The 24,388-nt window shown below is 74.3% G+C and carries 25 protein-coding genes and 1 pseudogene; 17 read left to right on the plus strand and 9 right to left on the minus strand.

Translation table 11 applies throughout. The annotated features are described in order from the left end of the window. The first annotated feature begins 173 nt into the window (after positions 1-173). Together Q0994_RS23985 and Q0994_RS23990 are read left to right on the plus strand one after the other, a co-directional pair. On the plus strand, positions 174-983 hold the full coding sequence (locus Q0994_RS23985; protein ID WP_299538195.1) for a TetR family transcriptional regulator: 810 nt from the start codon (positions 174-176) through the stop codon (positions 981-983). 113 nt (positions 984-1,096) lie between these two features. Then, on the plus strand, positions 1,097-1,489 hold the full coding sequence (locus Q0994_RS23990) for a Zn-ribbon domain-containing OB-fold protein (RefSeq protein ID WP_299538196.1): 393 nt from the start codon (positions 1,097-1,099) through the stop codon (positions 1,487-1,489). A gap of 49 nt (positions 1,490-1,538) precedes the next feature. On the opposite strand, the gene Q0994_RS23995 is transcribed toward Q0994_RS23990, so the two are convergent. Continuing rightward, positions 1,539-2,234 carry a type 1 glutamine amidotransferase domain-containing protein gene (locus Q0994_RS23995; protein ID WP_299538197.1) on the minus strand — a complete coding sequence of 232 codons (696 nt, stop codon included), beginning with the start codon at positions 2,232-2,234 and terminating at the stop codon, positions 1,539-1,541. A 541-nt stretch (positions 2,235-2,775) separates the two neighbouring features. Here Q0994_RS23995 and Q0994_RS24000 point away from each other — a divergent pair. Next, positions 2,776-3,549 carry a GNAT family N-acetyltransferase gene (locus Q0994_RS24000; RefSeq protein WP_299538198.1) on the plus strand — a complete coding sequence of 258 codons (774 nt, stop codon included), beginning with the start codon at positions 2,776-2,778 and terminating at the stop codon, positions 3,547-3,549. A gap of 137 nt (positions 3,550-3,686) precedes the next feature. Further along, positions 3,687-4,583, plus strand: coding sequence for an inositol monophosphatase family protein (locus Q0994_RS24005; RefSeq protein ID WP_299538199.1), 897 nt, complete (start codon positions 3,687-3,689; stop codon positions 4,581-4,583). 170 nt (positions 4,584-4,753) lie between these two features. Here the strand turns inward: Q0994_RS24005 and Q0994_RS24010 are convergent, their stop codons facing one another. Beyond that, on the minus strand, positions 4,754-5,566 hold the full coding sequence (locus tag Q0994_RS24010) for a nucleotidyltransferase domain-containing protein (protein WP_299538201.1): 813 nt from the start codon (positions 5,564-5,566) through the stop codon (positions 4,754-4,756). A gap of 85 nt (positions 5,567-5,651) precedes the next feature. Between Q0994_RS24010 and Q0994_RS24015 the strand changes: the two genes are divergently transcribed. From Q0994_RS24015 to Q0994_RS24025, 3 genes are all read left to right on the plus strand, one after another. Next, positions 5,652-7,070 (plus strand): NAD(P)/FAD-dependent oxidoreductase, encoded by a 1,419-nt coding sequence (locus Q0994_RS24015; RefSeq protein ID WP_299538203.1) that lies wholly within the window; start codon positions 5,652-5,654, stop codon positions 7,068-7,070. A gap of 292 nt (positions 7,071-7,362) precedes the next feature. After that, positions 7,363-8,835, plus strand: coding sequence for an AlkA N-terminal domain-containing protein (locus tag Q0994_RS24020; protein ID WP_299538204.1), 1,473 nt, complete (start codon positions 7,363-7,365; stop codon positions 8,833-8,835). A gap of 28 nt (positions 8,836-8,863) precedes the next feature. Beyond that, the gene (locus tag Q0994_RS24025) at positions 8,864-9,445 is read left to right on the plus strand and encodes a methylated-DNA--[protein]-cysteine S-methyltransferase (RefSeq protein ID WP_299538206.1); all 582 of its coding nucleotides are present in this window, start codon (positions 8,864-8,866) and stop codon (positions 9,443-9,445) included. Between the two features lie 384 nt (positions 9,446-9,829). Here Q0994_RS24025 and Q0994_RS24030 read toward each other — a convergent pair whose 3' ends face one another. Beyond that, on the minus strand, positions 9,830-10,414 hold the full coding sequence (locus Q0994_RS24030; RefSeq protein ID WP_299538208.1) for a TMEM165/GDT1 family protein: 585 nt from the start codon (positions 10,412-10,414) through the stop codon (positions 9,830-9,832). Positions 10,415-10,756: 342 nt separating this feature from the next. Between Q0994_RS24030 and Q0994_RS24035 the strand changes: the two genes are divergently transcribed. Next, positions 10,757-11,161 carry a (2Fe-2S) ferredoxin domain-containing protein gene (locus Q0994_RS24035; protein ID WP_299538210.1) on the plus strand — a complete coding sequence of 135 codons (405 nt, stop codon included), beginning with the start codon at positions 10,757-10,759 and terminating at the stop codon, positions 11,159-11,161. Between the two features lie 24 nt (positions 11,162-11,185). On the opposite strand, the gene Q0994_RS24040 is transcribed toward Q0994_RS24035, so the two are convergent. From Q0994_RS24040 to Q0994_RS24055, 4 genes and pseudogenes are all read right to left on the minus strand, one after another. Further along, positions 11,186-11,914: a Sir2 family NAD-dependent protein deacetylase gene (locus tag Q0994_RS24040; protein WP_299538211.1), complete on the minus strand. Its 729-nt coding sequence runs from the start codon at positions 11,912-11,914 to the stop codon at positions 11,186-11,188. An 85-nt stretch (positions 11,915-11,999) separates the two neighbouring features. After that, positions 12,000-12,497, minus strand: coding sequence for an NUDIX hydrolase (locus tag Q0994_RS24045; protein WP_299538213.1), 498 nt, complete (start codon positions 12,495-12,497; stop codon positions 12,000-12,002). Between the two features lie 118 nt (positions 12,498-12,615). Then, positions 12,616-12,745: pseudogene (locus Q0994_RS24050) on the minus strand (IS481 family transposase); the annotation flags it as partial. Continuing rightward, positions 12,726-13,613 (minus strand): NAD(P)H-binding protein, encoded by an 888-nt coding sequence (locus Q0994_RS24055; RefSeq protein ID WP_299538214.1) that lies wholly within the window; start codon positions 13,611-13,613, stop codon positions 12,726-12,728. The pseudogene Q0994_RS24050 and the gene Q0994_RS24055, both read right to left, overlap by 20 nt. Positions 13,614-13,737: 124 nt before the next feature. On the opposite strand from Q0994_RS24055, the gene Q0994_RS24060 reads away from it, so the two are divergent. After that, on the plus strand, positions 13,738-14,640 hold the full coding sequence (locus Q0994_RS24060) for a LysR family transcriptional regulator (protein WP_299538215.1): 903 nt from the start codon (positions 13,738-13,740) through the stop codon (positions 14,638-14,640). A 252-nt stretch (positions 14,641-14,892) separates the two neighbouring features. Continuing rightward, positions 14,893-16,029 carry a glycerate kinase gene (locus Q0994_RS24065; RefSeq protein WP_299538216.1) on the plus strand — a complete coding sequence of 379 codons (1,137 nt, stop codon included), beginning with the start codon at positions 14,893-14,895 and terminating at the stop codon, positions 16,027-16,029. Positions 16,030-16,215: 186 nt separating this feature from the next. Here the strand turns inward: Q0994_RS24065 and Q0994_RS24070 are convergent, their stop codons facing one another. Together Q0994_RS24070 and Q0994_RS24075 are read right to left on the minus strand one after the other, a co-directional pair. Continuing rightward, the gene (locus Q0994_RS24070) at positions 16,216-16,644 is read right to left on the minus strand and encodes a contact-dependent growth inhibition system immunity protein (RefSeq protein WP_299538217.1); all 429 of its coding nucleotides are present in this window, start codon (positions 16,642-16,644) and stop codon (positions 16,216-16,218) included. Positions 16,645-16,749: 105 nt separating this feature from the next. After that, entirely contained in the window at positions 16,750-17,613 is an 864-nt protein-coding gene (locus tag Q0994_RS24075) for a helix-turn-helix domain-containing protein (RefSeq protein WP_299538218.1), read from the minus strand. A gap of 432 nt (positions 17,614-18,045) precedes the next feature. Here Q0994_RS24075 and Q0994_RS24080 point away from each other — a divergent pair, with 432 nt between their 5' ends. From Q0994_RS24080 to Q0994_RS24110, 7 genes are all read left to right on the plus strand, one after another. Then, positions 18,046-18,843 (plus strand): ABC transporter ATP-binding protein, encoded by a 798-nt coding sequence (locus tag Q0994_RS24080; RefSeq protein ID WP_299538220.1) that lies wholly within the window; start codon positions 18,046-18,048, stop codon positions 18,841-18,843. Beyond that, positions 18,831-19,646 carry an ABC transporter ATP-binding protein gene (locus Q0994_RS24085; protein WP_299538222.1) on the plus strand — a complete coding sequence of 272 codons (816 nt, stop codon included), beginning with the start codon at positions 18,831-18,833 and terminating at the stop codon, positions 19,644-19,646. The genes Q0994_RS24080 and Q0994_RS24085 overlap by 13 nt, the downstream gene beginning before the upstream one ends. Further along, positions 19,643-20,533 carry a branched-chain amino acid ABC transporter permease gene (locus Q0994_RS24090; protein ID WP_299538223.1) on the plus strand — a complete coding sequence of 297 codons (891 nt, stop codon included), beginning with the start codon at positions 19,643-19,645 and terminating at the stop codon, positions 20,531-20,533. Before Q0994_RS24085 ends, Q0994_RS24090 begins: the two co-directional genes overlap by 4 nt. Next, positions 20,526-21,653 carry a branched-chain amino acid ABC transporter permease gene (locus Q0994_RS24095; protein WP_299538224.1) on the plus strand — a complete coding sequence of 376 codons (1,128 nt, stop codon included), beginning with the start codon at positions 20,526-20,528 and terminating at the stop codon, positions 21,651-21,653. Before Q0994_RS24090 ends, Q0994_RS24095 begins: the two co-directional genes overlap by 8 nt. Next, positions 21,650-22,900 carry an ABC transporter substrate-binding protein gene (locus Q0994_RS24100; RefSeq protein WP_299538225.1) on the plus strand — a complete coding sequence of 417 codons (1,251 nt, stop codon included), beginning with the start codon at positions 21,650-21,652 and terminating at the stop codon, positions 22,898-22,900. The genes Q0994_RS24095 and Q0994_RS24100 overlap by 4 nt, the downstream gene beginning before the upstream one ends. Positions 22,901-23,010: 110 nt before the next feature. After that, positions 23,011-23,880: an LLM class flavin-dependent oxidoreductase gene (locus tag Q0994_RS24105; RefSeq protein WP_299538226.1), complete on the plus strand. Its 870-nt coding sequence runs from the start codon at positions 23,011-23,013 to the stop codon at positions 23,878-23,880. A gap of 87 nt (positions 23,881-23,967) precedes the next feature. Beyond that, positions 23,968-24,234 (plus strand): UBP-type zinc finger domain-containing protein, encoded by a 267-nt coding sequence (locus Q0994_RS24110; RefSeq protein ID WP_299538227.1) that lies wholly within the window; start codon positions 23,968-23,970, stop codon positions 24,232-24,234. Positions 24,235-24,388 lie beyond the last annotated feature (154 nt).

Here is a 24,388-nt window from a genome sequence, read left to right on the forward strand (position 1 = left end):
GAAACGCCGCTCACCGGTCGCGTCGGGCACAAACTTCACAGGGACAACGATCCTCAAGCTCACGCCGGCTCTCCTACCTGGGGGTCTTTGGTAACGCCGAGATTATGGCACTCAGTACCCTCTGTAAAGGTACGTGGTGTCATATGAGGGCTCGCGGTGCTACCTTGCGCGGCATGACGGATGAGCGCAGGCCGGCGAAGAAGGTCCCCATGAGAGAGGTGCTCGCCTCCGCGGCGTTCGAACTCTTCGTGGAGAAGGGCTTCGAGCGGACCACGGTGGACGACATCGTGGCCCGTGCGGGGGTCGGGCGGCGTTCGTTCTTCCGCTACTTCCCCTCGAAGGAGGACGTGGTCTTCCCCGACCACGAGAGCTGCCTGGCCGAGACCACCGCCTTCCTGGAGGCCGCGGACGGCCGTGATCCGGTCGCTGACGTCTGCGCGGCCGCCCGGATCGTGCTCGGGATGTACGCGGCCAAGCCCGAGTTCTCCGTGCGGCGCTACCTGCTGACCCGGGAGGTGCCCGGCCTGCGGACCTACGAACTCTCCTTCGTCCGGCGGTACGAGAAGACCTACGGCGATCATCTCAGGCGCTCCTACCGGGAGTTGCCGGACGGCGCGTTGCGGGCCGAGGTGATCGCCGCCTCCGTGGTGGCCGCGCACAACAACGGGCTGCGGCTGTGGCTGCGCTCGGGCGGCAAGGGCGACGCCGAGTCCGCCGTCGAGCAAGGGCTGGCCCTCGTGCGGGAGATGTGGAGCGCACCGCCCCCGGGCTCTGCGTCCCCGGGTGCCGCGTCCCCGGCTGCCCCGTCCTCGGGCGCTACGGCCCCGGGTGCCGCGGTCCCGTCCTCGCCGGGCGCACCCTGCGCGTACTGCGGGGAGGGCGGAGAGGGTGTCGACCGGGACGTGATCGTCATGGTCGCGCAGCGCGGGACGCCGATGTGGCGCGTCGTGCAGCAGATAGAAGCCGCCGTCGGCGAAAGCTGAGCAAATAACCGGCACTCAGTGTCTTTACCGTTCGACACTCAGTGCCATACGGTAGTTCTGCGCCGATGAGCGAGGTGTGGCGCAACTGAGCCGAGCGCCAAGGGGGTCGCGACATGTTCCAGACGGCAAGTAACACCGCAACCGCACAGCACGGGACCGACGACGAGCGCGGTCTGCTCTACCAGCGCTGCCGCTGGTGCGGCACCGCGTCCTTCCGGCGCCTGCTCTGTCCGGTGTGCGCGTCGAGCGACTTCACCCCCGAGCGCAGCACGGGCGACGGAGTGGTCGTGCGCACCTCGGTCGTGCACCGCTACACCCAGGACGCCCGCAACGAGTCGCTGGTGCGGTTCCCCGAGGGCTTCGTCTTCCGCTGCCGCGTCGTGGGCGCCGCCCCGCACCTGGTGGAGGCCGGGGCGCGGGTCCGTCCCGTGCCGGCGGACGAGGCGGACACCGGGGACGTGGTCCTCGAACTCTGCGAGCCGCCCGCCCGCCGCGACTGGTACTGAGCCGGGCGGGCGGGAGCGATCACGGGGCCGGCCTCGGGCGACGGGCCGGTCAGGAGAGCCGCTTGAGCATCTCCTGCGCCAACGGGGCCGAGGACGCCGGATTCTGACCGGTGATCAGGTTGCGGTCGGTGACCACGTACGGGGCCCACGGGTCGGTCTCCCGGAAGTCCGTGCCGATCTCCACCAGGCGGTCCTGGAGCAGCCACTTGGCCTTGTCCGCGAGCCCGGCCTGTGTCTCCTCCGCGTTGGTGAAGCCGGTCAGCCGGTAGCCGGCGAAGGCGGGAGTGCCGTCCGGCCGCACGGCGGCCAGCAGGGCCGCCGGCGCGTGGCAGACGACGCCGAGGGGCTTGCCCGAGTCCAGCGCCTCCACCAGCAGGGCGCCCGAGACCGGATCGACCGCCAGGTCCTCCATGGGGCCGTGTCCGCCGGGGTAGAACACCGCGTCGAAGTCCTCCAGCTCCACGTCCTCCAGCCGCACCGGCTCCCGCAGCTCCGTCATCGCCTCCAGCGTCGCGGCCACCCGGTCCGCCCCCTCCTGGCCGCCGTTCGCCCCGGGCGCCAGGCTGCCCCGGTCCACCGTCGGCTCGACGCCGCCGGGGGTCGCCACCACGACCTGGTGACCCGCTCCCTTGAACGCCTCGTACGGGGCGGCGGCCTCCTCCGCCCAGAAACCGGTCGGGTGCTTGGTGCCGTCTGCCAGCGTCCAGAAGTCGGCGCCGGTCATCACGAACAGAATCTTTGCCATGTCGCACATCTCCTGAGCAGGCGGTCACTGACCCATCGACCGTAGGACGGATCACCCGTCCAGCGCCAATGCGCGCCCCGTCGTACGGGGACGCCGGGCGCGTGCCGGTACGGCAGTACGCCCCACCGGACGCGGCACCCCGCCCCACAGACCCCGCTCCCGCACACGCACACGCCGCCGGGGAAAACGCCTTGCCCGTCGCGCTTCCGCCGTGCCACAGTGGCCCGCGCCTCCGCCCCCGGAGCGCGCACACCGTCCCAGGCAGAGGAACGAAGTCCATGGTTGCGGCGCCCCTCAGCGGCCGCCGTCGGTCCTGAGCCTCCCGCTTCCCCGAAGCGGCAGGCCCGGTGCGTCCCGCCCGTCGTCGCGCGGCGGGACCGGCAGTGAACCGTCCGTCACCGTACGGCGGCCCCACGACGCGGTGCTCACCCGCACCGCCGCCCTCCCCCCGCGCGGGGGGAGCGGTCCGACATGCCCGCGTGCCCACCCGCCGGTCCGGCGGGGGTACGTCCATCCGTCTTCCCGTGAGGTCACCACCACCGTGGACACCATCGTCCAGCGTTTCGCCGTCACCCATCTCCGCCGCCGGCCCGAAGCCGTCGAGACCGGAGGCTTCGTCGCCGGGTTCGACCCCGCCACCACCAGCCCCCACCTGAACTACGCCACCCCGCTGCCCGGCGCCGAGCCGACCCCGGCCGACGTGCGGGCCCTGATCGACGCGTTCCGGTCCCGGGGCCTGCTGCCCCGGCTCGAATTCGCCCCCGCGGCGGCGCCCGGCGCCGAACGGGCCCTGCGGGACGCCGGTTTCACCACCGAGGCCGAGCACACCTACCTCCTGTGCACCCCGGCCGCCCTGGTCGTGCCGCCCGGCCCGGAGGCCGGTGGCCCGGCGGTCGAAGCACCGTACGGCGACGAGGACTTCCGCGCGATCGACGCCGCGCTCGGTGAGGCGTTCGGCGGGGTGTTCGCCCCGTCGCCCGAAGGGGCCGCGCGGCTGCGGCGGACCGAGGACGGCGGCGGTGCGGTGCGCTTCGTCCGTGCCCCGGACGGCTCCTGCGCCGGGGGCGCGTCCTGCTCCGCCCCCGCCGTCGGCACCTGCGAGCTCGCCGGGGTCGGCACCCGCCCCGCCTTCCGCGGCCGGGGTATCGCGGCAGCCGTCACCGCCGCACTGACCGGAGCCATGTTCGATCGGGGAGCGGAATCCGTCTGGCTGGAGTACGGCGGCGACGGCTCCCGCCGCGTCTACGAGCGGGTGGGCTTCCGTACCGGGGGAACCCGGCTGTACCTCTCCCTGGCACCCGCACCCACCGGCTGACGGAACCGGGCGGGCGGCGGGGGCGGGCGGCGCGGGGGCGGGCCGCGCCCCTCCGTTCGCCCAGAGTTCCGCCGCCCGCACCCGCCGGTTCTCCGGGCCCCCGCCACCGGCCCGGGGCGCCGTGCAAAAGTGGACGCATGATCGATGACTTCCTCGCCGCCCTCGTGCGGGACGCCGGCCCCGCCCACCGCACCGCCTCCCCGCAGGCGTCCGCACCGGAGACGGACGGCCCGCTCGCGCGGGTCGGGGCGGCGGTCCGCGCCGCGGCGGCCGCCGAGATCATGCCCCGGTTCCGTCAGCTCGCCGACAGCGACATCGTGCAGAAGAACGGCCCGCACGACCTGGTCACCACCGCCGACCGGCTCGCCGAGGAGCATCTCACCGCCGCCCTGACGAAGCTGCTGCCCGGTTCCGTCGTCGTCGGCGAGGAGGCGGTGCACGCCGATCCGTCGGTGTACGAGGCGCTGACCGGCGACGCGCCCGTGTGGATCGTGGACCCCGTCGACGGGACCCGCCAGTTCGTGCGCGGCGAGACCGGTTTCTGCACCCTGGTGGCGCTGGCCCACCGGGGCGAGTTGCTCGCCTCGTGGACGTACGCCGCCGCCCTCGACGTCATGGCGGTCGCCGTACGCGGCTGCGGCGCCACCGTCGACGGAGCGCCGATACGGTCCGGCTCGCCCGCCCCCGGCGCGGTGCTGCGCGTCGCCATGTCCCACCCCGACTACACCGACGAGGCCCAGAAGCGGGCGCTGCTCGGTCTGCGAACCGAGGGGATCGACGCCCGCCCGTGCGGATCGGCCGGACTCGAATACCTCGCCGTGGCCCGGGGCCACCTCGACGCCCTCGCCTTCAACTGGGAGTACGCCTGGGACCACGCGGCGGGGCTGCTGCTGGTCGCCGAGGCGGGCGGCACCCACGCCACGCTGTCCGGCGCCCCGTTCCGCCTGGCCGGCGGCAACGACCTGCCGTTCGTGATCGGCCGGGACACGGCGACCGTCGAGACCGTCCTCACCGCCCTGCGCACCGGAGCCTGAGACCACGCGGCGCGTCGGCGCCCGAGGCCGTGCCGCGCACAGGTGCCTGAGGCCCCGCCGCGCACCGTCGCCCGAGACCCCGCCGCGCGCCCGTGCCCGAGGCCGTGCCGCGCGCCCGCGCCCGAAACGCCCCGCGCGCCCACGCCCTGGATCACGGAACGTCCGGGGGCTCAGCGGCCCAACGCCGCCCGCACCTCGCGCACCAGGTCGCCCGCCGCGCGTACCGACGCCGTGTCCAGACCGCGCAGGCACGCCCCCGCCCGCTCCGCGAACCCCGGGGGAGCGTCCGGCAGGGCCGCGGCGGCGGCCAGGGCGCCCTTCTCGTTGAGGCACCAGACCCGGTGGTGGGCGTGCAGCGCCTGCGCCAGCACGCCGAACGCCCGGGACAGGCACAGAGACACGTGGAGGGTGTCGCCGCGGGGCGCCGACTTCTCGGCCGACGCGACCGAGAACTCCGCCTCCCACGAGGCGTCCACCAGCGCACGGCGCAACGCCTCGGGATAGTGCAGGGTTTCCGCCCGCAGCGCCGCCAACTCCCCTTCGGGGTCCGCCAGTACCCGACCGAGCGCCACTTCGCCCGGATAGCACGGCGACCAGAATCCGAGGGGGTGGCCCGGCTGGACGCCCACCTCGTACCGCCCCCGCCGGCAGTCCGCCCACACCGCCCGCACCCGGTCCAGGTCGCGCAGGATCAGGTCCACCGCGACACCGTCGATCCGCAGCCACGCACCGCCGTCGACCCACGGTCCCCAGCCGCCCGGACCCGTCACCTCGGCCGGTGAACCCTGCGCCCGTGCCGCCACGGCGGCGAGCGCTCCGAGGTCGAGCGGGCGCCGGTAGTAGACGCCCAGGTCCCAGTCCGACTCGGGGCGGTGGGCGCCGCGTGCGCGGCTGCCGCCCAGGGCGACGGCGCGGACCCCGGGGACGGAGGCCAAGCGCGCCGAGAGGTCCGCGATGTCGGGCTCGGAGGGGGGCCGGGTCATGCGGCGGAGACTACCCGCCGGTCCGCCGCCGGCGCGGACGAATATCCTGTGCCCCTTGCCGGTCGCCCGACGAAGGAGTCCCAGGATGCCGTCGATGCTCGATGCCGTCGTGGTGGGGGCGGGCCCCAACGGACTGACCGCCGCCGCCGAACTGGCCCGCCGGGGCTGCGCCGTGGAGGTGTTCGAGGCCGCCGACACCGTCGGCGGCGGGGCTCGCACGCAGGAGCTGACGCTGCCCGGCTTCCGCCACGACCCGTGCTCGGCCGTGCATCCGCTGGGCATCGGTTCCCCGGCGTTCGCCGACATGCCGCTCGCCCGGCACGGCCTGCAATGGCTCCAGCCCGAACTCGCCCTCGCCCACCCGTTCCCCGACGGCACCGCCGCCGTGCTGAACCGGGGCGTGGGGGAGACCGCGATGTCCCTCGGACCGCGCGACGCCGGTGCGTACCGCAGGCTGGTCGCCCCCTACGTGGGCCACTGGGAGACCCTCGCGCAGGACTTCCTGCGCACGCCCTGGCTCGGCCTGCCCCGCGACCCGTACCGCTGGGTCCGGTTCGGACTCGACGCCCTGCAACCCGCCACCCTCCTGTCCCGCCGCTTCCGGGACGAGAAGGCACGGGCCCTGATGGCGGGCCTCGCCGCCCACGCCATCGCCCCCACCAGCGGCATCGCCACCGGCGGCATCGCCCTGCTCTTCGCGCTCGCCGCGCACGCCAAGGGCTGGCCGGTGCCGCGCGGCGGCTCGCAGGCCATCGCCGACGCCCTCGCCTCGTACCTGCGCGAGCAGGGCGGCACGATCCGTACCGGCGTCGAGGTCAAGCGCCTGGACGAACTGCCGCCCGCCCGCGCGTACGTCTTCGACACCTCGCCGACCGCCCTCGCCCGCATCGCCGGACTCGGCGACGCCTACCGGGGCTACCGCTACGGCGCCGCCGCGTTCAAGATCGACTACGCGCTCTCCGGACCGGTGCCCTGGACCTCGCCGGAGGCGCGCCGCGCAGGGACCGTGCACGTCGGGCCGACGGCACCGGAGATCGACGCCGCGCTGCGCGCCGCCGTCGAGGGCCGTGACCCCGACGTCCCCTTCCTCATCACCGCCCAGCCCAGCCTGATCGACCCGTCCCGCGCCCCGGAGGGCCGTCACGTCTTCTGGGTGTACGGGCACGTGCCGGCGGGCTGGGAGGGCGACGCCACCGAGGTCATCGAGCGCCAGCTCGAACGGTTCGCCCCCGGCTTCCGCGACCTGGTGCTGGCCCGCGCCGTCTCCGGCCCGCCGCAGCTCGCCGCGCACAACGCCAACTACGTCGGCGGCGACATCGCCTGCGGCGCGTTCGCCGGGCTCCAGACCGTCGTCCGCCCGGCCCTGGCCCGCGTCCCGTACGCCACCGCGCACCCCGCGGTCTTCCTCTGCTCGTCCGCCACCCCGCCCGGCCCCGGCGTCCACGGCATGCCGGGCCACCACGCCGCCCGCGCCGTCTGGCGCCGCCTGCGCGCGGAGGCGTGACCGGGCACGGGGCGCAGGGGGCGGTGTGCCGGGCGCGGGGTGCCGAGTGGCTCCGAGAGGCGGAGCAGGGACCGCGGTGCGCGCCGGAGCATGAGCGGGCGTGCCGGGAGAGCTACGCACCGGCGCGCTCCGGAGGGCTACGCACCGGCGCGCTCCGGAGGGCTACGCACCGGCGCGCTCCGGAGCACGCGGGGGACCGTTGAGGTGCGGGGCGCGCCGGGGGCCCCGGTCCGCCGACCCCCATGTCGGATTCTCGCCAGCTTCCACTTCCGCGGTGACCGATGCTTGGAGCATGCACACCGACACCGAGCGCTGCGTGCGGGCCGTCCAGTCGAAGGACGCCCGCTTCGACGGCTGGTTCTTCACGGCGGTACTGACCACCCGCATCTACTGCCGCCCGAGCTGTCCCGTGGTGCCGCCCAAGGTGCGGAACATGACGTTCTACCCCAGCGCCGCAGCCTGCCAGCAGGCCGGTTTCCGGGCGTGCAAGCGCTGCCGGCCGGACACCAGCCCCGGCTCGCCCGAGTGGAACGCCCGCGCCGACTCCGTCGCCCGCGCCATGCGGCTGATCCAGGACGGCGTCGTCGACCGCGAGGGAGTCCCCGGACTCGCGGCCCGGCTCGGCTACTCCGCCCGGCAGGTCGAACGCCAGCTCCTCGCCGAGGTCGGCGCGGGACCCCTGGCGCTGGCCCGCGCCCAGCGCGCCCAGACCGCCCGGGTGCTGATCGAGACGACCGCCCTGCCCCTGGCGGAGGTGGCCTTCGCGGCCGGCTTCGCCTCCGTCCGGACCTTCAACGACACCGTCCGCGAGGTCTTCGCCCTCGCCCCCGGCGAGCTGCGCGCCCGCGCGGGCCGCGGACCGCAGGCGCCCGCCGCCCCGGGCGTGATCACACTGCGACTGCCGTACCGGGCGCCGCTCAACCCCAGCAACCTCTTCGGCCATCTCGCCGCTACCGCCGTCCCCGGCGTGGAGGAGTGGCGGGACGGCGCGTACCGGCGCACCCTCACCCTGCCGCACGGCCACGGCATCGTGGCGCTCTCCCCGCGCGACGACCACATCGCCTGCCGGCTCCAGCTCACCGACCCGCGCGACCTCACCCTCGCCATCAGCCGCTGCCGCCGCCTGCTCGACCTGGACGCCGACCCGGTCGCGGTCGACGCCCAGCTCCGCTCGGACCCGCTGCTCGCCCCCCTGGTGGACGAGGGACCCGGCCGCCGCGTCCCCCGCACGGTCGACGGCGCCGAGTTCGCCGTGCGCGCGGTGCTCGGCCAGCAGGTCTCCACGGCCGCCGCCCGTACCCACGCCGCCCGGTTGGTCACCGCGCACGGGGTCCCCGTCGAGGACCCCGAGGGCGGTCTGACCCACCTTTTCCCGACCGCCGAGGCACTGGCCGGTCTCGACCCCGACGCGCTCGCGCTCCCGCGCAGCCGCCGGACCACCCTGACCACGCTCGTCGGGGCGCTCGCGGACGGCTCGCTGCGGCTCGACGCCGACTCCGACTGGGAGCGGTCCCGTGCGGAACTCTCCGCGCTCCCCGGCTTCGGCCCGTGGACCGTCGAGGTGATCGCGATGCGGGCGCTCGGCGACCCGGACGCCTTCTGCGCCACCGACCTCGGCATCCGCCGCGCCGCCGAGCGGCTCGGTCTGCCCGCCACCCCGGCCGCGCTCATCACGCGGGCGAGCCGCTGGCGCCCCTGGCGCGCCTACGCGGTCCAGTACCTGTGGACCGTCGACGGCCACCCCATCAACCAGCTTCCCGCCTGACCCGCCCGAACCGGAGGAACGACCGGACATGACCAGCACCCGCGTCACCGCCCCGCGCACCGACGTCGCACCCACCGTCGCCCCGCCCAGCACCGCCCCGCGCACCGACGTGGCGCACACCGTCGTCGACAGCCCCTACGGTCCGCTGACCCTCGTGGCGACCGGCGGAGTGCTCAGCGCCGTCTACATGGCCGAGCACCGCCACCGCCCGCCGCAGGAGACCTTCGGCGATCCGGACGAGCGCCCGTTCGCCGAGGCGGTCCGCCAGCTGAACGCCTACTTCGCGGGCGAGCTCCGGGAGTTCGACCTGCCGCTGCACATGGCCGGCACACCCTTCCAGCGACTGGTCTGGGAGGAGCTGCGGCGCATCCCCTACGGCACCACCCGCTCCTACGGCGAACTCGCCGACCGCCTGGGCCGCCCCGGCGCGTCCCGCGCGGTGGGGCTCGCCAACGGCCGCAACCCGATCTCGATCATCGTCCCCTGCCACCGCGTCATCGGAGCCTCCGGCAGTCTCACCGGCTACGCGGGCGGACTCGAACGCAAGCAGCGCCTGCTGGCGTTCGAGAGCGGCGGCACGGTGCCGGTCGCGCCGGCGGCGCTGTTCTGACGCCGTGCCGCCGTACGGCGGGACCGCCGTGCCGCCGGTTCGTGCCCGCCGTCCCGGTGCGTACGGCGCGGGCGCAGGTCAGTCCGCGTCGGGCGACTGTCCGCCGCTCGGGGCGGTGCGTCGTCCGCGTCGGGCCGATGGTCCGCCCGGACGTAGCTCCCGGGGAGCAGCTCGCGGACCGGGACGGACCGGAGGCGTTCCCCGGAGCCGGCGGCGCGTGATCCGGGTCGGGGCGGCCGGCGAGCCGTAGCCGTGCCGCCGGCCGTGCCCCGGGGGCTCGCGTCCCGGACCGGCCCGTCGAAGGGAACGGCGGCGCGCACGGCGGCAGACCGTACGCCCACCGCCCCGCCCGCCGCCGCCCGCCGGGTCGAGGCACTGCGCCGCTCACCCCGTGAAGATCTCCACCAGCGTCCAGAGCGCCAGGCCGAGCATGCAGATCCCGCCGATCCGCTGCACCGTCTTCAGCGGCACCCGCTTCGCGATGAACCGCCCGGCGAGCAGCGCCAGCGCCGAGACCGACATCAGGGCGGCGGCGGAGCCGATGGCCGTCGACCAGGCGCCGTTGCTCGCGGCGAGGTTGGCGGTGGTGATCTGGGTGAGGTCGCCCCACTCGCTGATGAAGACCGCCATGAACGCGGTCGCGTACACCGGCCAGAACCCGGTGACGGTCTTGACCTCGTCCTCTTCCTCCTCGTCGTCACCGCCCGAGCGCAGCAGCATGAACGCGCCGAACGCGAACAGTGCGGCGGAGACCAGCTTCACGATCCAGTCGGGCAGCAGGCCGAGCAGCCCGCCCGCGCCGACCGCGATCGCGACATGGACGATGAACGCCGAAGAGGTGCCGAACCAGACGTACAGCGGTTTCATCCGCGTGCCCATCGCCAGGGACGCGAACATCGTCTTGTCCGGCAGTTCGGCGAGGAAGATGAGCCCGAAGGCGGTGAGGATCGCCAGGGGGTCGAGGTGCATTCCGGGTGGCTTTCTGTTGGGAGCCGGGCCCCGGGCCTTCGCGAAGCGCCGCACGGGCTGTTCCGGAGGACCACTCGGCCCGGCATGACCGTGTACGCCCGCAGGACACGGGCGCGTCATACCTGACCGAAGGTCTCGCCCGCCCGGGACCAATGATCCACGGGCCCGGCCACCGGGAACCGCGAGGTTCCAGTGTGTCGACGACCGGTTTGCGGGGCTACTCCCCTTCGCGCCCCCTACGGTACCCCACCGCCCCCGGCGCTCGTGCGGGTGTTCGGGGTGCCGGTGCGGTCGGTAGAGTCGCCCGGTGATCGCCGACCCCACCACCGCAAGCGCCCCCGCATGAGCCGCCGCCCCCGCAAGCCCGGAACCGGGCCCGGCACCCCCCGGCCCACCGTCAGCGTCTGCCGGGGGTGCTGCTGCGGCACCCCGAAGATCCCCGGCGTCGACCACGCGGGGCAGCTCACCCGGCTCCGGGCGGCGGTGGACGGGCGGGCCACCGTACGGGCCGTCGAGTGCCTGGACGCCTGCGACCAGGGCAACGTCTTCGTGGTGCAGCCCTCCGCCGAGGGACGCCGGGCGGGCGGACGGCCGGTCTGGTTCGGCCTGGTCAACGACCCCGACGCGGTCTCCGACATCGCCCGCTGGGCGGCCGAGGGCGGTCCGGGGATCGCGGACCGGCCGGACATCCTCGACCTGTACGTCTTCCGTCCCTCGCGCCGCCTCCAGGCCGAACTGGAGGACTGACCGGCCGCGGCGGCGGCCCCCGCGCTACGCCCCCGCGCCCGCCAGCTCCTTCAGCAGCGTCGGCAGCGCCGTGCCGATCGGCTCGCGCACGACCTCGTCGGCCAGCGCGTCGTACGGCGTCGGCTCCGCGTTCACCACCAGGAGCCGGGCGCCGTGCTCCACGGCGAGCCCGGCCAGCGAGGCGGCCGGTTCCACCTGGAGCGTCGTGCCGACCGCGACGAACACCTGGCACGCCTTGGCGACACCCACCGCCAGGGCCAGCACCTCGGGGTCCAGTCGCTCGCCGAACATCACCGTCGCGGCCTTCAGCACCCCGCCGCAGACCGTGCACGCCGGGTCGTCCTCGCCCGCCCCGACCCGGCGCAGCGCGTCGGCCATCGTCCCCCGTGCGTGGCAGCGGGTGCAGGTCGTGCCGTGGGCCGTGCCGTGCAGCTCGACCACCTTGCGGGCGGAGAGCCCGGCCGCCTGGTGGAGGCCGTCGACGTTCTGGGTGAGCACCCGCACCGGGGTCCCGGACCGCTCCAGTTCGGCCACCGCCCGGTGGGCGGCGTTCGGTTGCGCGCGCAGGGCGGCGGTGTCACGGCGCATCCGCCAGGACCGGCGGCGGATCTCCGGGTCCCGCATGTAGTGCTCGTACGTGACGAGCTTCTGCGCCTCCGGGTCCTGCCGCCACAGGCCGCGCGGACCCCGGTAGTCGGGGATGCCGGAGTCCGTGGAGACGCCGGCGCCACTGAGGATCGCGACGAGTGCCATGCGCCGAGGCTACGGAGTGGCAGCCGTCCGCCGCGACCGGATTCCGCTGCGACCGGATTCCGGCGGGGCGGCCGGCGCACGGGCCTCAGCCCCCCACCGGCGCGCCGTCCTCCAGCTCGGCGGTGCCCGCACCGGTGTCCAGTACCTCCAGGGCCGTCTTCACCCGCGAACCCAGCGCACCGGGCAGATGGCTGCCGAGGTCCGCGCGGTCGACGAGCTTCCACGACAGCAGCTCCTCCTCCTGGAGGCGGATCGCGGCGAACTGATCATCCGTCAGCACCCCGCCGTCGTACAGGTACGCGACGATCGGCGGCCGGCCCGGCCCGCGCACCCAGTCCACCACGAGCAGCCGGCCGGGGCCCAGGTCGAGGCCGATCTCCTCCGCCGTCTCACGACGGGCCCCCTGGCGCGGCCCCTCGCCGGTGTCCGATTCGACGGTGCCGCCGGGCAGCGCCCACCCGTCGCGGTAGTTGGGCTCGACCAGCAGGACGCGGCCCCGGTCGTCACGGAAGAGGCAGGCGGCGCCCGCGAGGACGCGGGGGAGGCCCGCGATGTACGCGGTGTATTCGTCGGTCGAGGTCACCGCAGCAGCCTAGATGTAACGACCCGCAGGGTTGTTGACGCGACTGACAGATGGTCGGCGATGCGGTGCAGCGTGGCACCGGTGGTGGTCGTAGGTACGGAGCAACTCCACCAGGACCTCGGTGGCCTCCGCCGTCGGGGATGTTGCCGAGCTTCTTGATGTCGACGTGTACCAGTTTCGCCGGGACACTCGTGCTCGAAACGGCGCATGACCTGACCGGTGTGCTGGTCAGGACTGGACGGCCGGCTTCAGGACGTTCTGGCACCACCGGCGGAAGTCGGTGGCAGTGGCCGAGGCCGGGTCGCGGGGTTCGGCGTCGTAGATGCCGTTGTTCTGCGCGTTGATCATGTCGGCCATGTCCTGGGCCAGCGAAGGGCTAGCGCCGCGCTGCACCATCTGGGCCTGGAACTCCGCGAGAGGCACCTGCTGGTAGCGCACCGTGCGGCCCAGGGTCTCGGAGATGATCTCGGCCATGGCGTCGGGGGTCAGACCGTCGGGGCTGACCAGAGGTACGCGGGCCTGACCGTTCCACGTGGTGTCCAGCAGAAGGCCTGCCGCGACGGCGGCCACGTCCTGGGTGGCGACGGTCAGCAACGGCCGGTCCGCGATGTTCGCCATGGAGAACACCCCTTGATCCGAGATCGGCTGGGTCTGGTGGAGGACGTTCTCCATGAAGAACGGCAGCGCCAGCGCCCGGTACTGGACGCCGGTGCTCTCGATCAGCTCGTCCATGCCGAGCGCGGCCGACAGAAGTCCCGCCACGCCGTCGTAGCCGTGCTTGTGCCCCAGGGAGGTGACGTGCACCATCCGCACGCCCCGGCTCGCGGCTTCCCGGGCTGCGGCCCGGGTGAAGTCCAGGTAGTAGCTCCCGGCGGGGCCGGCGTCCCGGAAGGCGGCCGGGGGCACGAGCCAGAACAGGCTGTCAGCGCCCTGCAGTGCCTTCGCGATCGTGTCCGCGTCGGCGTGTGAGCCCTCCACCACCTCCACCTGCGCGCGCACGTGCTCCGGGAGGCGGGAGGAATCGCGGGCGATCACCCGCACCGGCTCGCCGCTGGACAGAACCCGGTCCAGGACCTGTCGGCCGATGTCACCGGTCGGCGTAGTGATAACGATCATGAGTGCCTCCATGTGTGCGGTCGGCAGCCACTCCCAGTGGGGGTGCCGGCGGTCGCTTTCGAGTGAACCTCCCGCAACGGTGCGGGTGAAGGACCACCTTGGTTGCTATTGATACCCTGGCGGTATGAATGATCTGGAGGTGCGGCAGCTTCGCTACTTCGTCGCGGTCGCGGAGGAACTGCACTTCGGGCGAGCCGCCGGCCGGCTGGGCATGGCGCAGCCCCCGCTGTCCCGCACGATCCGCGACCTCGAACGACAGCTCGGCGTGACGCTGTTTGAGCGGACCACGCGGCAGGTGAGACTCACCAGCGCCGGAGAGGTCCTGCTGCGCGACGCCAGAACTGCCCTGGAGGCGGTCACCGCCGCCGCCCACCGGGCGCAGCACGCGGGCAGCGCCTCGCCCCGGCTGCGGATCGCCCTCAAGGCCGACATCGACGGCGGCCTGCTGCCGCGGATCCTGAACGCCTACGGCACCGACCCCACAGCTTTGCCCCACGAACTGGTCCTCGGAGGGCTCGGCGACCAACCCCAGGCGCTGCGCGACGGCCTCGCCGACGTGGCACTTGTGCTCCGCCCCGTGGACGACCGAGGGCTGGACAGCGAACCGCTGCTGACCGAGCCGGTCCTGGTCGCGGTGGCCGCCACCGACCCGCTGGCCGCCCGTACCCAACTGTGCCTGGCCGACCTGGCCGGCCGGAACCTCCCCGACGGCGCGCCGGCCGACGACGGCCGAACCGCGCCGTCCCCGTCCCGGGCAACAGGACAAGCCTCCAACTTGTCGGAGATCTTCAGCCTCGTCGAGACGGGCAGCACCGTCTTCTTCGCGCCCGCCTCAGTCGCCCGACGCAACCCGCGCCCCGGGGTTGCCTACCGGCCGGTCAGTGACCTGCCGAACTGCACACTCGCCGTTGCCTGGCCCCAGGAAGCCCGCTCCCCCGCCGTCGCCGCCTTCGTACGCGCCGCTTGTGCCACCGCGGCCACGTATGAGGCACAAGCGGACACCCGCATGCAGAGCACGACCGCCTGAGCGCCGACACCGTCGACGCGAACACCGGGGCGGGTGGGCCCACAACAGTAAGTCGGATCGTAGGCCTGCGACAGGCAATCGAGTCGCCTCCCGTTGTCAACAACACTTGTGGTCAACACACCCAGACCTGCGGTGTTCGGCGCGGTCCGCCCTTCGGGACCCATGGGCAGCGGGCAGGTCGTACGGATAGGGTCGGGGCGGCGCGACTGCCTGTTCGAAAGCAAGGGATACAAGGTGGCGGACGGAGCAGAGATGGAGACCGCGCGCGTGCTGGTGGCGGCGGACAAGTTCAAGGGCTCGTTGACGGCCGTACAGGTCGCCGAGCGGGTGACGGCCGGGCTCCGGCGGGTCGTCCCCACGGCCGTGGTGGAGGCCCTGCCGGTCGCCGACGGCGGCGACGGCACGGTGGCCGCCGCGGTGGCGGCCGGGTTCGAGCGGCGCACCGCGCGGGTCACCGGCCCGCTCGGCACACCGGTGACCGCCGCGTACGCGGTGCGCGGGACGACCGCGGTGGTGGAGATGGCGGAGGCCTCCGGCCTCCAGCACCTGCCGGCCGGCGAGTTCGCCCCGCTCACCGCGACGACGTACGGCTCGGGCGAACTGCTGACCGCCGCACTCGACGCGGGGGCCCGCACCGTGGTCTTCGGGGTCGGCGGCAGTGCCACGACCGACGGCGGCGCGGGCATGCTGGCCGCGCTCGGGGCCCGCTTCCTGGACGCCGACGGCAAGCCCGTCGGCCCCGGCGGCGGGGGACTGGCGGAGCTGGCCGAGGCCGACCTGTCCGGTCTCGACCCGCGCGTCGCCGGGGTGGACCTGATCCTCGCGAGCGACGTGGACAACCCGCTGACCGGGCCGAAGGGCGCCCCCGAGGTGTACGGGCGGCAGAAGGGGGCGACCGAGGACGACATCGCGGTCCTCGACGCGGCCCTGACCCGCTACGCGTCGTTCCTCGGCGCCGGACAGGCCGCGCTGCCCGGCGCGGGCGCGGCGGGCGGCATCGGTTACGGGGCCCTGGTCGGTCTCGGCGCCCGGTTCCGGCCCGGCATCGAGGTCATGCTCGACGTCCTCGGCTTCGCCCCGGCCCTCGCCCGCGCCTCCCTCGTCATCACCGGCGAGGGCTCGCTGGACGCGCAGACCCTGCACGGCAAGGCCCCGGCGGGCGTCGCCGCGGCGGCCCGCGAAGCCGGGGTGCCGACGGTCGCGGTCTGCGGCCGACTGGCCCTCACGCAGCAGGACCTGGACGGTGCGGGCATCCGCCGCGCGTACGCCCTCACGGCCCTGGAGCCGGACCCGGCGGTCTGCATGGCGGAGGCAGGCCCCCTGCTGGAACGCGTCGCGGAGTCGATCGCCCGCGACTTCCTCACCGGGGACGCGGCGCAGACCGGCTGACAACCCCGCCTCCGGAACGGACGGCCGCCGGATCCACCACGGTCCGGCGGCCGTCCGCGTGTCCGGAGGCGGTGCCCGGGCGCGCCCGCCTTCGGACCGAGCCCGGTGGGGCGCACCCGATCGGGACGTCCCAGTGCGTTCGGTACGGGTACGCGCGTCCGCCGGAACGCGCCTGCGGGCAGGCCCTCAGGCGGACGCCCCCGCCGCCAGGAATCCGTCGAGCGTCTCCCGGCTCCCGCGCGGCAGTCCGGCGTCCGCGACCCGCTGGTCCGGCAGGCGGGCGATCGCCTCGCGCAGGCCGGCGGCGAGCTCCGGCACCGCCTCCCAGGCAGATGCGGGGAGCCGTGTTGTGGCGAGCAGCAGGTCCCCCGCGTAGAAGGTGGCGTCGAGCAGGGGGTCCTCGACCAGCAGCCGTACCGCGAGCGGCAGGACGAACGGCAGGGCCACGGCCTGGCTGACGAGCATCCGCAGGTCCCCGGGGCCCAACTCCCGCAGCGGGACCTGCCGCAGCGCGTGCACCCGGCGCACCAGTGTCGTCGCGCCGTCGCCCGGCGGGTCCCAGCGGGGCGTGTCCAGTTCGTCCAGCGAGCGGTCGGGATGCAGCAGACGGTCCATGGAGCCATGATCCCCGCCGACCCGCCGACCCGCCGACCCGCCGACCCGCCGACCCGCCGACCCGCCGACCCGCCGACCCGCCGACCCGCCGACCCGGCCCCCTCCTCACGCCCCCGGTTCCGCCCCCTCGGGCACCTCCTCGGCGCCCGCCCCCGGCACCAGCCGCAACGCGTCCAGGGCCAGGGTCAGCTCCATCAGTTCGCGCGGCCGGGACAGGGCCCGTGAGGTGAGGCGTTCCAGGCGGCGCAGGCGGTTGAGCACCGTGTTGCGGTGGCAGTAGAGCTGCGCCGCCGCGAGCCCCGCGGAACCCCCGCAGTCGATCCAGGCCTCCAACGTCATCAGCAGCAGGGTCCGTTCGGCCGGGGACAGTGCCAGGACCGGGCCGAACACCTCCTCGACGAGCCGTGCCGACAGCTCCGGCTGGCAGACCATCAGGGCCGCCGGCAGCCGTTCGTCCAGCCGGGCTATCTCGGCCGTGCCGGGGGCGCAGGTCAGCAGCGCAACCTCCGCCAGCCGGCGTGCCGGGGCGAGCCCGGACAGGCCCTCCGCGACCGGCCCGACCCCGCCGGGCCCCGTGCCGCCGGCCCGCAGCAGTGCGGTCAGCTCGTCCAGCGAGCGGTCTCCCAGCGCCACCACCCCGGTCTCCCGGTCGACCTCGGCCCGCCAGAAGAACCGCAGCCCGTCCGGCGCACCGGCCCCCGGCAGCGGACCCCCGGCATCCGACCCGGCATCCGACCCGGCACCGGCCCGGTCGCCGACCCCGCCGACTCCGTCCCCGCCGGGCCCCCTCCGCTCCGGACCGGCGCCGCTGCCGCCGGACTCCTCGCCCGCCGTCAGCACCACCACCGCGTACCGCCCGTGCTCGGGCAGGTCCAGGGCCGTCGCGGCGCGCCGTGCCAGGCCGGGTACGTCGCTGCCCGTCAGCAGGGCGTCGAGCAGGGCCCGGGACCGTTCGTCACCCCACCCCATCGGGCGCCCCCGTTCCGCCGGCCGGTCGGCCGGACGTCGCTGGTGAGGATGCCACCGGCGGCAAGGGCCACGACCGCCGCGGCCGCGCCTCTGTGCCGGTGCACAACGGGCCCGATGCCTCGCTGGTCGCCCGCATCGAGTCGACCGCCCGCCGTGGACGGGCCCCCCGCCCCGGTGTTGGTCTGTGGCACCACGACGTACCGCACCACCCCGCGCCGCGGCAGACCCGCGGCGTCCGCGGCGGCCGGCACGGAGTGCGTCACCATCCCGTCGCGCCGCCTCATCCGCGGTGGCGCACGGAGTTCCGGCGCCGGGCCGTTCCCCGGAGCGGCGCACCGGAGCACGACGACCTCGCACAGACACGAACAGCACAGACACGCACAGCACGTACACGCACAGCACGCATACGAACAGTCGGAAGGAGGAGGACGCATGGCAACGCTGGAGATCCGCGCACTGTCCGTGGGCTACGGCCCGGTACGGGCCCTGCGCGACGTCTCGGTCGACGTGCCGGCCGGGGCGATCACCGCCGTACTCGGCGGCAACGGCGCGGGCAAGACCACTCTGCTGCGGGCCGTGTCGCGGACCCTCGGCTTCCACCGCGGGACGGCCACCGGATCGGTCCACTTCGACGGGCAGCCCCTCGACGGGCTGCGGCCCGCCCAGGTGGTCGCCGCCGGAGTGGTGCAAGTCCCCGAAGGGCGGCAGGTGTTCGCCCGGATGACGGTGGCCGACAATCTGCGGGCCGGCGCACTCGGGGCACGCGGCGGGCGCCGCGGCACGGGTGCGGCGCTGAACCGGGTCCACGAACTCTTCCCGGTGCTCGCCGAGCGCGCGCACCAGCGGGCCGGGCTCCTGTCCGGCGGCGAGCAGCAGATGCTGGCCATGGGGCGGGCCCTAATGGCCGGCCCCCGGCTGCTGCTGCTCGACGAGCCGTCGCTCGGGCTCGCACCGCTGATGGCGGCCAGGATCGCCGAGACGATCCAGGAGATCAACGCGGCCGGCACCTCCGTGATGCTGGTCGAGCAGAACGCCGCCATCGCCCTGCGCCTCGCGTCCACGGCCTACGTGCTCGACGTGGGCGAGGTCGCCCTCGGCGGCCCCGCCGACGAACTGGCCGCCACCGACGAGGTGCGCCGCCGCTACCTCGGTGTGGTCGACGAGACCGCGGCCGAGGACGCCGACGCCGCGGCCGGCTCCTCCCGCACCCTGAGCAGGTGGTCCGCGTGACGACCGCGCCCGCCACCGCCGAGGCGCCCGTGGACACCCCGCAGGCGCTCGCCGTACGGGACGTGACGGTCCGCTTCGCCGGGCTCACCGCCCTCGACGCGATCTCGTTCACCGTCGAACCGGGCAGCGTGCACGCCGTCATCGGTCCCAACGGCGCCGGCAAGTCCACCACCTTCAACGTGCTCTCCGGCGTCTACCGCGCCGCGTCGGGCAGCGTCCGTCTCGGCGCCACCGAGCTGACCGGGCTGCCGCCGCACAAGATCGCCGCCCTGGGAGTGGCCCGCACCTTCCAGAATCTGGCGCTGCCCCCGCACGCCACGGTGGCCGAGAGCCTGCTGCTCGGCCGCCACCGGCTGATGCGCACCGGATTCGTCGGCGCCGGACTCCGGCTGCCGTCGGCCGTGCGCGAGGAGCGCAGGCACCTCGAACGGGTACGGGAGATCGCCTCGTTCATCGGTCTGGAGCACGAACTGCACCGGCCGGCCGGCACCCTCCCGTACGGCGCGCAGAAGCTCGTGGAGCTCGGCCGGGCCCTGTGCATGGAGCCGCAGGTGCTGCTGCTGGACGAGCCGGTCGCCGGCATGACCGCCGACGAACGGCGCCGCACGGCGGCCGTCGTCGCGGGCGTCCGGGACAGCCTCGGCATCTCGATCGTGCTCGTCGAGCACGACATGGGCGTGGTCATGCGGCTCGCGGACGCGGTGACCGTACTCGACTTCGGACGCAGGATCGCGGGCGGCACCCCCGCAGAGGTCCAGAACGACCCGGCCGTCGTCCGGGCCTACTTGGGGGAACAGGAATGACCACCTTCATCGAACTCCTCCTCGGCGGACTGTCCATCGGCTCGGTGTACGCGCTGATCGCCCTCGGCTTCGTCGTCATCTTCAAGGCGACCGAGGTGGTCAACTTCGCCCACGCCTCGCTGCTGCTCGCCGGCGGGTACGTCACCGCCGTGCTCCACGACGACATCGGCTTCTGGCCGGCGCTCGGCGTGGGCATCGCGGGGGCCGCGGTCGTCGGGTCGGCCGTCGAGTTCCTGGTGATGCGCCGCTACCGGGGCAGCGACCAGAGCGTCCTCGCCATCGTCACCATCGGCGTCGACATCCTGCTGACCACCGAGATCACCCGCCGGATGGGCACCGACGTGCTGGCGCTCGGCGACCCGTGGGGCAACGACGTCGTCACCATCGGCGGCGTCACCCTCGCCGAGACCCGCATCGCCGCGTTCCTCGCCGCGGGCCTCCTCATCACCGCGTTCCTGCTCGCGTTCCGCTTCACCTCGTGGGGCGTGTCGATGCGGGCCGCCGCCGAGAACCCGCAGACGGCGGCGCTGATGGGGATCAAGCTCGGCCGGGTGTCGCTGTCGGCGTGGGCGGTCGCCGGTGCGCTGGCCGCGGTGGCCGCGCTCTTCCTGACCGTCTTCCCCACGCCCGGACTCGAACGGGCCACCTCGCTCGCCGCGCTCAAGGCGTTCCCCGCGGCGATCCTCGGCGGCCTCGACTCGACCACGGGCGCCCTCGCCGGCGGACTCATCGTCGGCGTCACCGAGTCCCTCGCCACCGGATACCAGAGTGACCTCTCCTTCCTCGGCCGGGGCATCGGCGACCTGGCGCCCTACCTGGTGATGGTCGTGGTCCTCCTCATCCGGCCCGCCGGACTCTTCGGCACGAAGGAGCTGGCCCGTGTCTGAGACCACCACCGAAGCGGCGGCCGCCCCGCTGCCCACGGCCGCCGCACCGCCGGCGCCCGGCACGTTCGGCGAACGGCTGCGCCGCCCGCGCAGCTGGCTCTGGCTCGCCGGCTCCGTCCTGCTGATGGTCCTGCCGTTCTACCTGGACCGCTTCTGGCTCCAGGCCGGCCTGTTCGCGATGGCCGCCGCGATCGGCGCGATCGGCCTCAACCTGCTGACCGGGTCCACCGGCCAGCTCTCCATGGGGCACGCCTTCTTCCTCGCCGTCGGCGCGTACGGCTACTGCGTCCTGGCGGGGGAGTCCAGCACCGAGAACGGGCACACCCTCAGCGGTCTCGGGCTCCCGTCCTGGCTCGCGGCGGTCCTCGCCGTGCTGCTGGCGGGGGCGGCGGGCGGGCTGTTCAGCCCCATCGCCAGCCGGCTGCGGGGCGCCTACCTCGGCATCGCGACCCTCGCGCTGATCTTCATCGGCCAGCACCTGCTGTTCAACGCGAGCTCGCTCACCGGCGGCTTCAACGGCCGCTCGGTGCCGCCGCTCTCGCTGTTCGGGATCACCTTCGACGACACCGAACTCGTCGTCGCCGCGGTGCCGTTCCACTCCTCGGAGAAGCTCTGGTACCTGGCGCTCGCCGCCCTGCTGGCCAGCGCCCTGTTCGCCCGCGGGGTGCTGCGGTCCCGGCCGGGGCGGGCACTGAACGCCATCCGGGACCACCGGATCGCGGCCGGCGTCATGGGCGTCCCGGTGGCCCGCTACCGGGCGGGCGTCTTCGTCCTGTCCTCGATGTACGCGGGCCTGGCCGGCGTCCTGCTGGCCCTCGTGTTCCAGCGGACCGTGCCGGAGTACTTCGGCATGGTCCTGTCCCTCGAATACCTCGCCATGATCGTCATCGGCGGGCTCGGCTCCGTCGCGGGAGCGGTCGTCGGCGCCGCCTTCGTCTCCCTGCTCCCGCAGGTGCTCACGCATTACAGCGACTCCCTCCCGCTCGTCTCCGCCCCCGGTACGGGCGGACTCGCACCGGGTGAGGCGTCCCGCTATCTGTACGGCGCCGCGGTCGTCGCGGTGGTCCTGTTCCTGCCCGGCGGCCTTACGCGTCCGAAGAATCCAGGGGAGAAGAAATGAACAAGCGTGTGCTCGGAGCCGTAGTGACGGTTCTCGCCCTCACCCTCGTGGGGTGCAGCGGCAAAGCGTCCGAGGACAAGGGGGACGCGACGGACAAGAGCGGTCTGAAGACCGGTCAGGGCGTCACGGACTCCACCATCACCCTCGGCTCGCTCACCGACATGACCGGTGTGTACGCCTCGCTCGGCAAGAGCGTCACCCAGGCCCAGCAGCTGTGGGTCAAGGAGACCAACGCGGCCGGCGGCATCTGCGACCGGAAGATCGAGCTGACGGTCCGCGACCACGGCTACGACCCGCAGAAGGCCGTCGCCGCCTACACCGAGCTGGCCCCGGAGGTGCTCGGGTTCACCCAGTTCATCGGTTCCCCGTTCGTCGCGGCGGTCGAGCAGCGCATCGACGGCCAGGACAAGGGGATCGTGCTGCCCCAGGCGTGGTCGGCGAGCCTGCTGGGCTCCCCGTACATCCGGGTCATCGGCGCCACCTACGACGTGGAGACGATCAACCTGGTCGACTACCTCCTGACCGAGAAGCGGATCGCCAAGGGCGACAAGATCGGTCAGGTGTACTTCGAGGGCGACTACGGCGAGAACGCCCTGGCCGGCGCGAAGTACGCGGCCGAGCAGGCGGGCCTGACCCTCGTCGAGCAGAAGATCAAGCCGACCGACAACGACATGACCGCCCAGGTCGCCGCCCTGAAGCAGGCCGGCGTCAAGGCGATCATCATCAGCGCCGGTCCCCGCCAGGCGGCCTCGCTGGTCGGGGTCGCCGCCGCCACCGGGTTCAACGTCCCGGTCGTCGGCAACAACTCCGCCTACGCCCCGCAGCTCCTGGCCACCCAGGCCGGCCCCGCGCTGCTGAAGGACTACTACATCGCCGCCTCCACCCTGCCCATCGGCGACGCCGGCCCCGGCCCGTCGAAGCTGGCGAAGGCGTACGCGGCGCAGTACCCGAAGGACGGCCTCGACAACGGCGTCATCGCGGGCTACAACGCGGCCTCGGTCTTCGGCGAGGCGCTGAAGAAGGCGTGCGAGTCCAAGGACCTCACCCGTGAGGGGGTCGACAAGGCGCTGCTGACCATCACGGACTTCGGCAGCGACTTCGGCATCTCGCACGACTTCTCCGACCCGAAGGCGCCCTCCACCAAGCAGAGCGTCATCATGAAGCCCGACGCGAAGGCGCCCGGTGGCCTCAAGGTGGTCCGCCCGGCGACGATCGCCCCGGCGGCCGAGTCGTACACCGTGAAGTAGCTCCGGCGCACGGCGAGGGGGCGGGCCCGCCGGGCCCGCCCCCTTCCCGTACCCCGACCGTTCCCCGACGGACGGTTGATCACCGGGCCGCCGCCGGGTAGGACTGCCCCATGACCACACTCGGAGCCGTCTTCCGCCCCCAACTCCCGCCCGAGCGCCTGCGCGGCCTGGCCCTGGCGGCCGAGGACGCCGGCCTGGAGGAGCTCTGGCTCTGGGAGGACTGCTTCCTGGAGAGCGGCATCGCCACCGCCTCCGCCGCCCTCGCCTGGACCCGCGAGCTGCGGGTCGGCGTCGGACTGCTGCCCGTACCGCTGCGCAACGTCGCGCTGACCGCGATGGAGGCGGCCACCCTGCACCGCCTCTTCCCCGGCCGCGCCCTGCTCGGCGTCGGACACGGCGTACAGGACTGGATGGGCCAGGTCGGCGCCCGCGCCGAGTCCCCGGTGACGCTGCTGCGCGAGTACCTCCAGGCGCTGCGGGCCCTGCTGCGCGGCGAGACCGTCACCACCGACGGCCGCTACGTCCGCCTCGACCGGGTCGCCCTCGACTGGCCGCCCACCGCCCCGGCCCCCGTCTACGCGGGCGCCGTCGGTCCGCGGTCGGTGCGGCTCACCGGCGAAGCAGCGGACGGCACGGTCCTCGACGCGGGGGTGTCCGCGGACGGGGTGCGCCGGGCCCGTGAGCTGATCGAGGAGGGCCGCGCCGCCGCCGGCCGCACCGGCCCGCACCCCGTCGTCGTGTACGTCCACGCGGCGACCGGACCCGGCGCCGACGCCCGGCTCGCCGCCGAGCTGAAGCGTTCGGGGGCCGCCGGACGGGCCCTGGGCGCGGCGGGCGGGGCGGAGAGGGTCGCCGCCGAGGTGCGGCGGCTGGCGGAGGCCGGGGCGGACACCGTGGTCCTCCAGCCGACCGCCGACGAACCCGACCCCGAGGGCTTCGTACGCTTCGTCGCCGAGCGGGTGCGCCCCCTGGTGCCCTGAGCCCGTCCCCGGCATCCGCGCGGGGGCGTACCTCTGTACCGGGCCGTACGCCCTGCCGGACGCAGGCCCTGGTCGTACGATCGGCGTATGGCTCCCTGCCCCCACCTGAACGAAGCGGACGCCGAAACCGTCCCGCTGCCGCCCGTCGACGCCTGCGGCGAGTGCGTCGCGCTGGGGCGCACCGACTGGGTGCATCTGCGGCTCTGCCTCGGCTGCGGCAAGGTGGCCTGCTGCGACAGCTCGCCGATGCAGCACGCCACCGCCCACTTCACGGAGACCGGCCACCCCGTCATGCGCTCCTTCGAGCAGGGCGAGGACTGGCGCTGGTGCTTCGTGCACAGTCTGCTCGGCTGACGCCCGCCCGCCGGACCGTCGCTCCCGCCGCCCGGAAGGCACCGTTCCGGGCGCGTGCGGCCGGCCCGGCCGAAGACCCGCCGGGCCCCGCCCGCGCCCCGCCACGCACGGAGGGCCCGGACGCTTTGTGCGTCCGGGCCCTCCTTGTGTCACG

Source organism: uncultured Streptomyces sp. (genome assembly GCF_947488945.1).
In the GTDB taxonomy this organism is placed as follows: domain Bacteria; phylum Actinomycetota; class Actinomycetes; order Streptomycetales; family Streptomycetaceae; genus Streptomyces.